Source organism: Butyricimonas sp. RTP31003st1_G1_RTP31003_210430 (assembly GCF_040920905.1).
Lineage (GTDB): Bacteria > Bacteroidota > Bacteroidia > Bacteroidales > Marinifilaceae > Butyricimonas > Butyricimonas paravirosa.
The window spans coordinates 69,119-84,594 of the sequence record NZ_JBCOSQ010000016.1 but is presented as its reverse complement, the minus strand read 5'-3'; the positions used below and the strand labels follow the sequence as shown (position 1 = coordinate 84,594).

15 protein-coding genes are annotated in these 15,476 nt (G+C 44.3%); all 15 read right to left on the bottom strand.

Going from position 1 to position 15,476, the window contains the following annotated elements; all coding sequences use genetic code 11:
* On the bottom strand, positions 1-2,390 hold a 2,390-nt coding region (locus tag AB5542_RS07145; protein ID WP_368243022.1), incomplete at its 3' end, for a SusC/RagA family TonB-linked outer membrane protein.
* Positions 2,391-2,496: 106 nt separating this feature from the next.
* The gene (locus tag AB5542_RS07140) at positions 2,497-3,657 is read right to left on the bottom strand and encodes a FecR domain-containing protein (RefSeq protein WP_279038786.1); all 1,161 of its coding nucleotides are present in this window, start codon (positions 3,655-3,657) and stop codon (positions 2,497-2,499) included.
* A gap of 45 nt (positions 3,658-3,702) precedes the next feature.
* A complete protein-coding gene (locus AB5542_RS07135) occupies positions 3,703-4,284 on the bottom strand; it encodes a sigma-70 family RNA polymerase sigma factor (protein ID WP_087422577.1) in 582 nt (193 codons plus the stop codon).
* A 90-nt stretch (positions 4,285-4,374) separates the two neighbouring features.
* Positions 4,375-4,977, bottom strand: coding sequence for a rhomboid family intramembrane serine protease (locus AB5542_RS07130; RefSeq protein WP_087422576.1), 603 nt, complete (start codon positions 4,975-4,977; stop codon positions 4,375-4,377).
* Between the two features lie 24 nt (positions 4,978-5,001).
* A complete protein-coding gene (locus AB5542_RS07125) occupies positions 5,002-5,586 on the bottom strand; it encodes a murein L,D-transpeptidase catalytic domain family protein (RefSeq protein WP_279038853.1) in 585 nt (194 codons plus the stop codon).
* 126 nt (positions 5,587-5,712) lie between these two features.
* Positions 5,713-6,630 carry a L,D-transpeptidase gene (locus AB5542_RS07120; protein WP_279038788.1) on the bottom strand — a complete coding sequence of 306 codons (918 nt, stop codon included), beginning with the start codon at positions 6,628-6,630 and terminating at the stop codon, positions 5,713-5,715.
* Between the two features lie 152 nt (positions 6,631-6,782).
* Positions 6,783-7,238: an ATPase gene (locus tag AB5542_RS07115; RefSeq protein WP_027201691.1), complete on the bottom strand. Its 456-nt coding sequence runs from the start codon at positions 7,236-7,238 to the stop codon at positions 6,783-6,785.
* Positions 7,239-7,279: 41 nt separating this feature from the next.
* Entirely contained in the window at positions 7,280-9,127 is a 1,848-nt protein-coding gene (locus AB5542_RS07110) for a V-type ATP synthase subunit I (protein ID WP_340279476.1), read from the bottom strand.
* A gap of 3 nt (positions 9,128-9,130) precedes the next feature.
* The gene (locus AB5542_RS07105) at positions 9,131-9,721 is read right to left on the bottom strand and encodes a V-type ATP synthase subunit D (RefSeq protein ID WP_027201693.1); all 591 of its coding nucleotides are present in this window, start codon (positions 9,719-9,721) and stop codon (positions 9,131-9,133) included.
* Positions 9,722-9,757: 36 nt separating this feature from the next.
* Entirely contained in the window at positions 9,758-10,138 is a 381-nt protein-coding gene (locus tag AB5542_RS07100) for a four helix bundle protein (protein WP_118260754.1), read from the bottom strand.
* Between the two features lie 35 nt (positions 10,139-10,173).
* Positions 10,174-11,496 (bottom strand): V-type ATP synthase subunit B, encoded by a 1,323-nt coding sequence (locus tag AB5542_RS07095; protein ID WP_279038790.1) that lies wholly within the window; start codon positions 11,494-11,496, stop codon positions 10,174-10,176.
* 102 nt (positions 11,497-11,598) lie between these two features.
* Positions 11,599-13,359 carry a V-type ATP synthase subunit A gene (locus tag AB5542_RS07090; protein WP_270544097.1) on the bottom strand — a complete coding sequence of 587 codons (1,761 nt, stop codon included), beginning with the start codon at positions 13,357-13,359 and terminating at the stop codon, positions 11,599-11,601.
* A 9-nt stretch (positions 13,360-13,368) separates the two neighbouring features.
* Positions 13,369-14,208: a DUF2764 family protein gene (locus AB5542_RS07085; protein WP_279038792.1), complete on the bottom strand. Its 840-nt coding sequence runs from the start codon at positions 14,206-14,208 to the stop codon at positions 13,369-13,371.
* Positions 14,209-14,279: 71 nt separating this feature from the next.
* Positions 14,280-14,888, bottom strand: a complete 609-nt coding sequence (locus AB5542_RS07080; RefSeq protein ID WP_279038793.1) for a V-type ATP synthase subunit E family protein — start codon at positions 14,886-14,888, stop codon at positions 14,280-14,282.
* A 419-nt stretch (positions 14,889-15,307) separates the two neighbouring features.
* Positions 15,308-15,472 carry a hypothetical protein gene (locus tag AB5542_RS07075; RefSeq protein WP_158571966.1) on the bottom strand — a complete coding sequence of 55 codons (165 nt, stop codon included), beginning with the start codon at positions 15,470-15,472 and terminating at the stop codon, positions 15,308-15,310.
* Positions 15,473-15,476 lie beyond the last annotated feature (4 nt).

Genomic DNA, 15,476 nt, shown 5'->3' with positions numbered 1-15,476 from the left:
GTCCATGCACCACCAACGGACCATACCGGTTTGTATTGAACACTCGGATCACTCCCGAATAGATTTGACTGGTCCACACGGATACTGGCATTCAGCGTGTACTTGGAATTATAGGTATACGCCCCGTTAGCGTAGAAAGAAACAAAACGATATTCCGTCTCGCTGTCCGTGAAATGTTTCTTTGTCAATTTGTTCACGGCAGACGTTCCTTGTTTTAAAATCGGATTCTTGATCCCGTTCTTTATTAATTCGCCCTCGTCATAAGAATTATACGTCATTGTCTGCGGGTCATATCCCCTAGAGAAGGTGCCATGACTATTGGTCAAGGTTCCTCGAACCTCCATTCCGGCAAGACCGGTCACGTGAGAGGCGCTCTCTTCAAAGTTCCGATCATACATTAACTGGTTACGTACAGTCCAGTCCGTGTTATACGTCGAGGTATTCGTGTAATGACCTCCGGTTTCCGGCAAATAGAACGTGGGTACCCCGTTCTCTGTCGTGGCAGCTTGAGCAAATTCCACTAATTCCCGACGCACGGAGAAGGATTCTTGATCATTAAATTGTTCGGCTTTACCTTCGCTGCGTTGGTATTGGAAACGACCGCTATAACTCAAGCCCTTCCATAGTTTAATTTCAATTCCGGCATTCACCCGGGCATTCAGAAGTGTCGATTTATTGAATCCATCCCGATTATCTTCCAAAGGAATATAATCCAGACTAACTCCACTTAAATTCTCGTAATTCAAGCGATCTGGCTCGTAAAAATTCAACACAGAATGAGAAAGTGCATTTCCATTCTCGTCCTTGAACATCATATAAGGTAATATGCTATTATCCACCGAATACATCGATTTGTTTTTTTTGTCCGTCATGGCCAAATTGACCGTCAAATCAATTTTCAACCAATCGGTGAAATTAAAATCCTGCTTCAGATTTAGCATGTATTTATTTGTCCGCACTTTATCGTTGGTCTGATCATTACCGAAACCCAAGGATCCGTAATAACGATGTACCCCGCTTCCCCCCATGAAGGAAAGGCTATGATTAGTGAAAAAAGCCGGTTGCATGAACAAATCTTCAATTTGCGAACGATTATTCAGAGAGGCCAGTCTCGCAAGTTCCTCATCCCTTTCGGCTTCGGTATACTCCTTATTGACAGCCTTGTACATCGGGAGTTCGTGAGGATACACGATCGGGAGGAATCCGCTAATACCGTTGTTGGTTGTCGTTACCGCATTCCAAGTATAAAATTCCGGATCAAATATTTCTGTCGCACTTTTGATTAACGTGCCGCTTGACATATACTGCATATAACCAAAATCAGGCATTCCTTTATAAGTAAAGGAGCCGTCATAACTGATTTTAATCTTCCGATCGGTATCTTTACCTTTTTTCGTCGTGATCACAACAACACCGTTAGCCGCCCGGGCTCCCCAGATAGATGCTGCCGTTGCATCTTTCAAAAACGTGATGTTTTCAATGTCATTGCTATTCACCATGTTCTCGAAATTTTCGGAGCTCATGGCCACCCCGTCAACCACGAACAACGGGCTCCGGTTGGATGAAATGGAAGTTAATCCCCGGATCAAGTATTTATCCTGTCCGTCGGCATAGTTGATATTCAAACCGGAAGTCAATCCCTCCATACTTTCCAACACACTACCGGTCAATCCAACACGCTCTTTAATCTCGCTACCGGAAACAATACCGAAAGAACCGGCATTTCTCTCTTTTGATAGGGTTTGATATCCAGTCACGACCACTTCCTCCATCTGCTCCACGTCTTCTTCCATCACGATGTTCAGTTTCTTACCGGGAGCGTATTTCACCTCTTGTTTTTTCATACCCACGAAAGAGAAGACAAAAGTGACCGTGTCACTTGGAATCTTAATCATAAAGTTTCCGTCGATGTCGGTTACCACCCCGTTGTGAGTTCCTTTAATCAACACCGTTACACCCGGAAGTGGCTCTCCTTTTTTATCCTTTACCGTTCCGGAAGCCTGTTTTGTTTCCGGCTTTTTCACCTGACCGCTCTTCGCAAGGATATAAATCACATCCTGTTCGAAGAAATAACGCAACGAAGTGTTATCAAAAACCTGATCCAACACTTCCCGCACCGTTTTCTTGTCCGCCTTCACGTCAAAAGCTGTCAGATTTTTCACGTGTTCTTCATTATAAATGAAGCGTAACCCAGTCTGTTTCCATATTTCCTGACACAACGTGTTCACGTCGCATTGATGCAAATTGAGGGAAACAACTTGCTCCTGCGAGTAACCATTCGCCATGGCCCCGGAAACGAAAAAGAAACAAAAAATCATCAACAGTCTCATAATTTTAAAAGTCTTTGATTTTTTCACGCTGAAAACAGCGCTTTTCCAATTAGATTTCATAACTTTGTTATTAAAGATTATACATTCTGAATAGGTATCCGATTGCCAATGGACCTATTCATTGATCTTTCAAAAGGTGGAGATGGGGGAAACATCTTCACTTTTTTTATTTACTACTTACTATTACTTTATTTCCTTGTACTTTAAAACGTGCATCTGATATTTTTTCAAAAGAAACAAACAATTCCCGTACGTCCTTGTAACGTTTCAAGTTTCCGGACAATCGTACGTCCTGTAACCCGGCATCTTGGTAAAGTACTTCCAACCCGTACCACCGACTCAATTTATCCATGATCGAGTTCAGAGATTCATTCCGGAAAATGAAATCCCCGTTTTTCCACGACACATAAGCCAATACATCCACATCCTCCACCGTGATTTTACCCGACACTTGATCAAACACGCCTTTCTGGTTAGGTTTCAGCAAGACCTCTTTCCCGCCTTGATTCATACTCACACTTCCCGTCACGAGAACCGTCTCGATCTTGTTGTAGGTATTCACGTTGAATGCCGTTCCGTACACTTTGACAGACATATCATCAACCTGTACCAAGAAAGGCTTTTCCTTATTCTTGGAAACCTCAAAATAAGCTTCTCCTTTCAAATAAACGACCCGCTCTTTTCCATTGAATTGTACCGGATAACGTAACTCTGTCTCGGCATTCAGCCACACACGGGTTCCATCGGACAAGGTTAGATTAAATTCTCCTCCTCTCGGGATAACCAAACGGTTCATTACTCTTGCCGTATCCTTGGTTATTCCTCCTTTACCCTCGGCTGACTGGTAGGAGATTCGACCCGTCTCACTCACCACAACAGAAGTTCCATCCTTTTCTTCCAATTGCCGGGAAACATTACCCATCGCCACTTCCTCTCCCGAAGACAACACTAATATGGCCTGTGATTTTCCCGGTTGAATGGTTACCTTTTCTGCCACCTGTACCGGTTTTTCCTCTATCTCTCCCGAATTCCATAACAGCATTCCACCCACACTCAGTAATATCACCACGGCTGCGGCCACGCCATACCAAACTTGAAGAGAGGAGCGCCTTCTCAATTTTTTCCGCAAGACATTGAAATCCGATTTTACCTCCCGGGCATATACGCCCCATTGAAATTCCAGATGTACCCGTTGAAATTCCCGGAAATATTCCTTGTTACGTTCACTCTCTTCGAGCCATGCCTTAACTTCCTCCCGCCCGACATCATCCAGCTCATCAAGAAGATACGCCAGTAATTTTTCATCTATTTCGTTTTGCTCTATCATAGTTATAATCCATTTTACAACTATAATACAGCTCAACAACAAAAATCATTGCTCTGAAATCAAACTTTTTTCAAGAAAAAATAAATAGATTGCCAACTCATCCTTATTATCAGCCTGTTGACGGAGTTTTTTTAATGCCCTTACCAGAATACTATTTACCGTGGCAACAGATATTCCCAACTTATCTGCCACATCCTTATATTTCATCCCTTCCAAATATATCTTACGGATCACGTCCTGCGCCCGGGGAGTCAATTTTTCCAGTTCTTCCTCTACACGTCGAAAAACTTCGTCCTCAAAGTTATCATACTCATTCCAAGGACTATCGTAGTAAGCCACATCACAAGCCCGGCGCAGAGGATCAATTTTATCTAACTGGTTTAATGCCAGATTACGAATAGAGGTGAACAAGTAAGATTTCAACGTTTCCGGAAGTAATGCGGAATAAGGTTTTTCCCAAAGTTTCACGAAAAAGTCCTGCACAATATCTTCAGCTCGCTGGGTATCATGTAAAAAAGTCGTGGCCCAAACCACCAACGGCTTGTAGTATTCACGAAACAGAAGTTCCATTCCGCCAATCTTCCGCACTTTTAATAACGAGCAAATCTCTTGATCTATCGGACGCATAACTTTTCCACACTTGAACTATACAAATATAGGAGATTTAATTTCCGGAACAAAAGATAATATGAAGTTCTTGTTTTCGTACACAACGAATTAATGCCGCAAAAGTTGCTGAATGAACATCTGTAATAATCTCGGTTCCAGTAATACGGGAAAAATCAAGCCGAACACCGCTCCATAGAAATGGGCGTTATGATTGATGTTATCACCATCCCGTTTTGCCATATACTGGCAATAAAGCAAGTAGATGAAACCAAACACAATACCGGGAATCGGAACGATCGCAAAGAAGTAGATCTTATCCCAAGGATGCAAAAATATCGCCGTGAACAAAACAGACGAAACTGCACCGGATGCCCCAATGGAAGAATAGTATTGATTGTTCCGGTATTTCCACACATCATATACCGAGGCTGCCACCATTCCCCCGAAATACAGGATCAGAAAACTGGAACTACCGAATCCCCACGCGACAAACTGGTTCTCCACGTATAACCCGAAAGAGAGAAAGGTAAACATATTCACAATCAAGTGCGTCCAGTCGGCATGGACAAAACCGTGAGAAATAATCCGGTACCACTCTCTGGAATGTACCATCCGGTAGGGGTTACACGACAATTTATTGAACAGGGAATAATTATTAAAACAAGCAATTGACACGACAACCGTGACAATAAGTATAACATAAGTCATCATAATCTACTCTAAAAAATAATGTTATTAAATATCCGCCCGGTCCTTCCGAATCTCATCTTGTTTGATGAACGTACTCCGACTCGCGTAAGTTTTGTCATCTCCATGAATATACAGAAGGGTCCCGCCTTTAATCGTATCTATAATTTTTTTGCTCACGGCTAACGGTAATGCCGGACATCCCAAGCTACGCCCCAATCGACCACATGACCGGATGGTTGACGGGTCTGCATAAGTCGCCCCGTGCATCACGATCGCCCGCTCTTTCGCCTTGTCATTAATTCCCCGTTCCAAACCGTCCAACACCAAAGAATACCCGTTCTTCCCGTAATACGTGTTTTCCGTTTTGTAAAAACCCAAAGAGCTCTTGAAAGAGCCTTCCCGGTTGGAAAATGACGTGGCGTATTTCTCCCCGCTATTCCGACCGTGAGCCACGTAAGAAATAAACAGGATCTTTTTCAGTTTCAGATCGATCACGAACAAGCGTTTTTCCGTGGAAGGTTTCGTGAAATCAATCACCGTAAGGATGTCCTTGTCGTGACCGCCCATCCGGTTGTACCCCGCGATTGCCCGCTCGAACACCGCGTAATCAATCGTTCCGGCTAACGCCATCTCGTGATAAAGCGCCCGGCTATTCGGTACAGACGATCTCTCTGCCGCTATCCCCGATAGCGATCCCCAACAAATTCCCCCGATAATCAAGATAAGCGATAACGCACGCATAAAGTTATTTTTTCATCAATCAAACACAATTACCAACGTCTTTTCCACCTCCGCCCAATCGTACATGAACTTGGCATGTGATGTCGCATTCCTCACGCACATATGAGACCGGGGTGTCGTTCCGAGCGTCCAGCTATATTCAATCAACTTGTTATCGGGATAATTGACCGGAACCCCATGTAAATAGGCTCCCCCGGTAAACCGACTGGCATAAGGAGCGAAACCTCCTTCCTCGTCTGACCCATCCTTCAAGAAAAGCATCTCCGACAATTTCCGCTGTATAAAATAAATTCCCGGCGGTGTCGGTTGCTGGTAAGGCGGTCGGTTAGCTCCCGTCGTTATCGGATTCATACTTCTCACCAACCAAGTCGCTCCTTCTTGCTCCAAAGTTGCAATATTCTGATTCGTTCGGTCAACAAATATAACTTTTTTAATCGAAAGAGGCCCTATCAGTTTCATGTATTTTTTAGGAACATGCCATATTCCACCAAATGTTGCCGGGATAACCTGAAAATAATCGGCACTATCGCTGATCACGGAAACATAAGCCCCATCCCGTCCGTAACGCTCCGGTACACGAACATCATCCAAGCGGTAGAGAGGAATTCCCTGGTAACGATTCACCCCGAAAGTATCTTGAATCTGTTTGTATTTATTGGTCACGTACTTTCTCGTGAGAGGTGGCACCCCGTTCGCATTCTTGTAATTCCGCAACATCCCGTACCCGTCATTCCTTTCCTGAAAAGCCTCCAGCGAATCCAAGAACACCGAAATTTTATCCCATTGAAAACGCCTCTCCAGTTTCCCGTATTTATAGGTATCCTGTAACGTATGTTTGTCATATAGCAATTTTTTCTCGATTTTCACGGCAAAACTATTCCAGCCCCACCCCATCAAAAAGAGAATTGTAATATAGTGTCTTAATATTATCATTTTTCATTACCTTTTTAAAAAAGATACGCTGGCAAAGAAAAATGGTTTACATCTGGTATTCAAAATTCATGGTTCCCGAACAAAAATAACAACGCCCGGCAAAAATTTGCCGGGCGCTGTCACGTTTTTATAACTGAAATGTTGAAAGCAACTTATGCAGGAATCAACCCGGTAATCAGGATCAATACCAACAATCCCAAGATGGCGTACAACTCCGGGAACACGGCCAATACCATCGTGGTTCCGAACACGTTGTAACCACTACCGATTGCCACGATACCGTTAGCACATACCTGTGCTTGACGAATAGCAGAGAAGAAAGCCACTAAACCAAGTCCCAATCCGGCACCGAAGATAGCTGAAGCAGGCCCCCAACCCATATCCACGTTCGTCAAGAAACTACTTAACAGGAAATATCCCACGAAACCATACAATCCCTGAGAGGAAGGCAGCGCGGACAAACCAATATATTGACCCGATGCGGTCGGGTTTTTCTTCAAAGCACCTACCGCGGCATTACCGCAAATAGTAACTCCATACGCACTACCGATTCCTGATAATGCCACCATCAATGCAACACCTAGATAAGCTAATAAAATTGGTTCCATAATTCTAATCTATTTAATTGTTATTTTTATAATCTTTATTTTTAATCATTTACTTTTTTTCTGAACGGGGCATATTGTTTACCCCCGCCTTCAAATCCGGCATTCTTGTAGAATTCCACGAAGGTCAAACGCATCGGGTGTACAAACGAACTGATCATACACAATCCGAAGTTAATCGAGTGACCAACAAGCAGGATCAAGAACACGGCAATGAATTTCACGATAAACGGTAGTCCATCCGTAAGCTGGAAAGCCAGCGTGTTAAACACACCTCCCAAAATACTTCCCGTTAACCCGATCGCGAACAACCGGATATATGAAAGCGTGTCTCCCAGCAATCCCGTAGCCATGTTGTACGTTCCCCACAATCCGGACCCGAAATTAGAGAAAATCCCTTTTCCCGGAGAATTGTAGAAATAAATCGTCAACGCGGAAAGGCCTAACAGAACGTAAAGCACGTATTTCAAACCTTCCGGGATCACGACTTTTAGCATCGGTAACCCGATCAACACGCCCAACAGGATAATGGCAACGACCCAACCTAACGTCGATACCGCGTATTTAAATCCGAACTGCTTCGTTAACCTTGCGGCATTCAAGCACATTCCGTAAAGAATCTGGATAATACCCACGGCAACCGCGATAATCATCATCGGGTTATATCCTCCCAGATACTTCCCGTAGTTCGCCTCCGTTAGGAAGAGTGACTTCACGCCAGCCAGCCAAGGCCATTCCACGGAATCCAAAGCGATACCAAAGAATGAACCCGTCAGTAAGCCGACAATAACCGTCATGATTCCCAAATATTGCCCCAGCACAAGGTAACCCTTCACCGAAGGCGAGGCTTTCCGGCCAATAATGAAACAAGCCAGCCAGATGATCAACCCGTAGCCGCCATCACCCATACACATTCCGAAGAACAGCATGAAAAACGGGGCCAAGAAAGGCGTCAAATCCAACTCTCGATATTGCGGCAGGGCAAACATCTCCGTTACCGGTTCAAACAACTTGGAATAAGCATTGTTTTTCAACTGCACGGGAACATCATCCTCCGGAGTAGGCCGGGTGAATTCGAAGTACACATCTTTTGTTTCCAAAAAACTTCTCATTTCAGCCTCTCTCTCCACCGGAATCCATCCTTCCAAAGCAATGACTTTCTCGTCGATCAGATGTTGAGCGGCATCCTCCACTTTAATCTTGTCTGCCACCTCGGTAATCTTCAAACGATACTTTTTCAGCCGTTCAATCGCATCCTGAGAAACAGCATCCAACTCTTTCCCGATGTTCACGGATTCCTCTCGCAAAGCCGTAATTTGCTTTGCCAGCTCTTCTGCCGTAGCTTGAGGGAAAAGATAAGGATCAGCCTCCAGGTTCACGCTTGTCCCGGCAGGAGTAACGGTAACAAAATATTTCTGTCCCATCATCTCGCTGATTATAACAGCGTCATACATCTCTTCCCATTCTGGCTGATACTTCTGTTCCGGCACGGAAAAGAAATGAAATTCCCAACCGGCAGTCTCCAGTTTTTGGATCATCTCCCGGGAAAATCTTCCCCAAGGACGATAAGCCGCATGGTCCTTCTCCAAACCTGCCAATTGTTGCTCGATTTGATCCTGCCGACTATACAAACCTTCCAGATAATCCAGCAAATGCTCGTCGTCCACCTTCACTTTTTCCACCTGCTCCACGTCATTCCGACTCTGCATGTGCGTGATCATTTCCCCGGTTCGTCTGATCAACATCAATTTCGCCTGTAGATCCGTATCTTCTGCCGTACGTTCAGTATTCTCATGAATATGAACCATTCCCTTTTCCCTGAGTTCTCCGAGAAATGTTTGATATTCCTTGTAAAATATCAACAGGGACAATTTCATCATAGGTACTATCATAGGCTATTCCTCCATCAATTTACGGGTTTTCACGATCTTCTGTGACGACTTGGAAAGGTTTTCCTCGTCTTCCAAGAACCGCTTGATCTTGCGAATCGCCTCCTGGAATCCCGGAATCTGCACTTTCTCGTACAAATTCACCTTCTGTGTCGTTTTCTTTCTCGCCCTATCCAACAGCTCCATTTTCCGGGTGAAAAATTCCCTCTCCAAAGCGATACTTACTACCTCTTTGATGTATTCCACACCATCGAGTAGCCACCCGGGTTGATTAAACAAGCTGAAATCCTTCACCTCGTAATCCACCCCGTCGAGAACAGGCGTCTTTACCCCGGCAATCTTTTTCACCGACATCCTGACATCCTTCACGACAAGTATATCTTCCTTATACTCGTCATAAAGTTGCAGCATATCGTTCAATGAATTCAGCGTTTCTTCCAACTTCACATTAAACTCATCCGCCACCTGTTTCGCCTTCTTCACCTCCGAACGCAAAGCCGACTCCTTATTTTTGATGGTAGGCAATGCCCTCACTCGCATCTTCAACTGCTTATCCAGCCCTTGAAGCGATGTCTTATTATATTGAAATTTTATCACCTTACCAAATTATTAAATTATTCTGTGATTTGCGATTTAATGATTCTGTGATTGCTGCTCTTTGTTAAGCCCGATACTTTTAGTCCGGATAGAAGCCACAACCATAGCCACTAATTCATTTACTTCTCTCTTGAGTTCTCTCAAATCATCTGATTTTAGTAAATCAGACTCTTCAATAATTTCAAGCCAATAAGCTGTTTCATCTGCTTCCTCTTCAACGATCCTCATTTTATTGATGAAATCCTTATCCGATTTTGCTCGACACACAGCCCGATAGTTAGCACCAACCGATAAAGCCGAACGTAAAATCTGATCTTTCACGACCCAAGCTAACCGTGTCTCCGGAAATTTTTCTGTCATCCTGATCACGGCTAAACCCAACTGTTTTGTTCTACGTTTAAACTCTATCTGATTCATAAACTGTATTAATTAATCACTGAATCGTCAATCACCTAATCACTAAATCCTCCAAACTCTTCCACGATTTCCTGCTTAATCCCCAATTCCGCCTTGTTAAAGTATTTGCGGAAAAGATCCCAAGCGGTATCCAACATCTGGTCGGTACTGATGTTTACATCGATAGCAAGCAAGCTGTTGGAATAGTCCTTGGCGAAATCCAGGGTACGGCGGTCGTAGTCCGTCAGATCGAAACCGTTCTCCATCTTGGTCCGGGCGTTAGCAGCATCGGCATACAGACGGATGGCGGCATTCATCACTTGCGGGTGATCCTTACGGGTTTTCTTACCGATCACGAGCTGTTTCAAACGAGACAAACTTCGGAACGGGTCGACGATAACCTTACCGATCTCCGTGTCTTTACGCAGGAACAACTGTCCCTCCGTGATGTACCCGGTGTTATCCGGGATAGCATGGGTAATATCACCGCCGGACAACGTGGTCACAGCAATAATCGTGATAGAACCTCCGGCAGGGAACTGCACGGCCTTCTCGTAAATCTTCGCCAAATCGGAATACAAAGAACCCGGCATGGAGTCCTTCGACGGGATCTGATCCATACGGTTAGACACGATACTCAGCGCATCGGCATACAACGTCATGTCCGTCAACAACACCAACACTTTCTCGTTCTTATCCACCGCGAAATACTCGGCAGCCGTCAATGCCATATCCGGTACCAACAAACGCTCAACAGGCGGAGCCTCTGTGGTATTCACGAAACTAACGATACGATCCAACACCCCGGCATTATCAAACAAATTTTTGAAATACAGGTAGTCATCGTTTGTCAATCCCATACCACCCAAGATGATTCGATCGGTCTTTGCTCTCAGCGCCACGTTGGCCATCACCTGGTTATACGGCTGATCCGGGTCGGCAAAGAACGGGATTTTCTGACCGGACACCAACGTGTTGTTCAAGTCAATACCCGCGATGCCGGTTGCAATCAATTCCGACGGTTGTTTACGACGCACCGGGTTCACCGACGGTCCCCCAATCTCTCTTTCTTCCCCGTCAACTGCAGGTCCCCCGTCAATCGGGTCGCCAAAGGCATTGAAGAAACGCCCGCATAAATCGTCTCCCACTCTCAGAGTAGGCGCTTTTCCCAAGAATGTCACTTCTGCATTCGTCGGAATCCCTTCTGTCCCGGAGAACACCTGAAGGGTTATATCATTTCCCCAAATCTTCACGACCTGCGCCAACCGTCCGTCGACAATAGCCAGCTCGTCATTCCCGACGCCCTGGGCATTCAACGTACACGTTGCTTTCGTGATCTGGGTGATCTTTGTATAAACTTTTTGAAAAGCAGTCGTCATATAATTTATTTTTTGATTCTGTGATTTTCGATTCCATGATTGTGTGATTCTTCTCAATATAAAGTCAAATCACTTAATCATTATATCACCTAATCACTAAATTTATTTCTTTTTTCTTTCGTTAATGATCTCGTTCACTTCTGCCTCATACTTTTTGAACGCTTCCGATTGATATTCGGAATAGTTCATCTGTTTGAAACCATTAATGATACGTTTGAAATAGGGATTAATCTCTTCGAACGTGTCAAAATTAAATTCGGAACGAACCACACCCAGTACCATATTCAGCATATACTTCTGACGCTCCATCGCGGTAGAACCGTCAATGTTGTCAAAAGCATCCTGTTGCAGAATCACGAAGTCAATCAACTCGGACTTCCAGTATACCACGTGATATTCCAAAGGTACACCATCATCGCCCAAAATATCAATCTGCTCTGCCGTCTCGCGACCGCGAACCAACATATTACGAGCCTCGTTCACATCAGCAATCCACGTATCGGAAATATTCTTCTTGGCGAACTCGATAAATTCCGGATATTCCAAGTATTTTGAATAAGATTCCAACGTATCGATTGCCGGGTAACGTTTCGCATCCGCACGTGCTTGAGACAAGGCGTAGAAACAACGTGCCACTTTCTTCGTGGACTCCGTCACCGGCTCTTTCAAGTTACCACCGGCAGGAGATACCGTACCGATAAAAGTAACGGAACCTGTCTTACCATTATTCAAGTACACCATTCCCGCACGAGCGTAGAAGTTTGAAATGATAGCCGACAAGTCCATCGGGAACGCATCCTGTCCCGGTAACTCCTCCATACGGTTGGACATCTCACGCAAAGCCTGCGCCCAACGAGAAGTCGAGTCGGCCAGCAACAACACCTTCATTCCCATGGAACGATAGTATTCCCCGATCGTCATAGCCGTGTACACGGACGCCTCACGGGCAGCCACGGGCATATTGGACGTATTAGCAATAATCGTGGTTCTCTCGTACAATTTACGACCGGAACGAGGGTCTTCCAATTCCGGGAACTCGGTAAAGATCTCCACCACCTCGTTCGCACGCTCACCACAGGCAGCCATGATAATAATATCAGCATCTGCAAACCGGGACAAAGCGTGCTGCAACACGGTCTTTCCCGTACCGAACGGCCCCGGAATAAAACCGGTTCCCCCTTCCAGAATCGGGTTCATCGTGTCGATAACCCGTACTCCGGTCTCCATTTGACGGGAAGGACGAGGTTTATCCACGTAATTACGGATAGCCACCTTTACCGGCCATTTCTGGATCATCGTAACAGGAATCTCTTTTCCAGCCTCATCTTTCAGTACGGCAATCGTATCTTTTATCGTGTATTCCCCGGCAGCGGCAATTGATGCGATGGTATACTCCCCTTTCAACTTGAAAGGTACCATAATCTTATGATCCAGCCAGTTCTCCTTCACGTTACCCAACCAATCGGCACCGGTCACCTTATCACCGACCTTGGCCAACGGGGTAAAACTCCATTTTTTATCTTCTTCCAACGGGTTCGTATACTCTCCTCGTTTCAAGAATACACCCGTCATCTTATCCAGGTCATTTTGAAGACCGTCAAAATTCTTTGACAGCAAACCGGGACCCAATGTAACTTCCAACATATGGTTTTCGAACTCCACGAGGGAACCGGGTTTCAATCCCCGGGTACTTTCAAAAACCTGTACATAAGCAATATCCCCGACAACCTTGATCACCTCGGCCATCAACCGCTCGTTTCCAAGCTGGATAAAGCAAATCTCATTCTGAGATACCGGTCCTTCGGTACGCACAAGTACAAGGTTGGAAATAATACTATGAACTTTTCCTTGTGTCTTATTCATGTCTCAATTTTAATTTTTAAATTCTTCCGCAAACTCGAAACTCTTTCTGAACTTATCCACGACTTCCATGAAGACTTTTCGTCCCGATTCGGAACTCATCTTGCTCCATCTTTCAACGATCATCAGCTCAAGCATGAAACTTAAAACTTTCTCCATGGAGAAATACTCGTAAACCACGGCCTCTTCGATATAATCCCAAAGAAGTAAATCCAGTCCTCTCTCCCGTTCGACAAGGTTTGTATTTCCCATCAGAGAAATCACCTTCTCCGCGTACGGGAATTCCATCCCCAAACCGAAATCTTTCGAGTTCGAAGTTCTCAGCGCCTTAGAAAACACGTTATCACCAATAATCTCCGGGGCAACCTCTTTCCCGTACTTCCGACAAGTCAAAGCAGTCTCCAGATTTTTCACGTTCATCACGAACTCCGCATAATTCCGGACAAACTTACTGCCACTCTTCATCAAGTGATCATAATACATCCAACTCAACACATTCTCCGGAGAAACATCATATTTCAAATGTTCCCCTTTAAAATCCGCAATAAATCGATTAAGATAAACAGGTAAAGAATTTTTCGGTTCGGTGATTTCGTCTTCCAGACATTGTAATGGATATACTGTTTCAAGATTGGTATCGGGAGCCATTTTATTTAGCAACCGCAGAACTTGTTTATTATCGGCAGGCAGAAAAAACAACTCCATCAACTTCACATCCTCCTTCCTCAGAGCCTCCCGGGCCAACTCCCGAAACCCGTTCACGGACAACGCTAGTTTCCGATCATCCAGAAAGACCTCCGGTAGTCCTGCAATAAAACAGTAGTAATTATTTTTTAATATCATATTATTCATTCTGTGATTCCGTGATTTAATGATCCAACGATTTTGTGATTCAATCACTTAATCTATAATCACCCAATCACTCAATCCTTAAATAACAGTTTTTTCGTGAAACCTTTCATGTACTGATTAAAAAAGGCTTCAAATAGTTTCTCAGAGAAAGCAATCTGGAAACCACCATCTTTAGGCTGGATCACAAACCCTTCTTCTAAATTACCCACCTTTACATCAAGACCTTTATCCAACAGATCCTTGTACTTGGCCGCAACAAACGATTCGAACTTCGCCTTTTCATCCTCGGAAAGAAGAATTTCCATGTTCAGGTTTCCACCGGCAACATCCCACTTCTTCACGATCGTCATAAGCAACTCCTGAATAAAAGCTTTTTCCTCGAACCCGATCTTGGCTACATCCCCGGCTACATTCCCGGCAACCAGATTCGTGATTGCCTGTTTTAAAGCCGTGATAGCTTGGCGCGCACTTAACGTCATTTCAGACTCGGCCTTCTTTTTCAAGTTAGAAACCTCTGTCTCCGCATCAGCATTCATCTGTGCTGCTTTCGCTTTCGCATCGGCAATAATCTTTTCGGCCTCTTGCTTTGCCTGGTTGATGATATTCTCCGCCTCCTGGCGAGCCTTATCTACCCCCTCGTTGTAAAGCTTTTGGGTCAAAATATCTAATTTATTCTCCATACTAAAAACGTATTATATATTAATTTTATCTTACAAACTTTCATTAAAACTAAGTGTCAATAAATGTGCCAGTAATCCAGAAAAACGGCGTCAAGATATTAAAAAACATTGACAATAACAAATAAAAATTATACAATAGGACACTTGAAAATATCCCCATAACAGATACGAATTCCACCGTCAAGGGTTCCACTCAAACCATAAAAGAGACAAAATTCATAGCGCAACGAAGCCGCGTTATAAACTATAAGTTAAAAATTAAAAGATAAAAGATGAAAGTAAGAAATCAAAAGCGTCGGCCCGTGCGGCTGAAATCTAAAATCTAAAATCTAAAATTAGTAGGATCTAAAATTAGCAAGGACTTTACAAACTTTACGAACTAGGGGTGTGCCAAAATCTTTTGACACACCCCATCCGCATCAATGTTGTTCCCATCGACGTTTGCACCAAGCCACCACGACCGAGCTGATCACTCCTCCCACGATGCTTAACACTCCCGCGACAAAATCATTTGCCAACTGCGTGAAAAAAGCATTCAAACTCAGCGTGAAAAATATTCCCGTGAAAAAGTATAAGCTCATCATAACC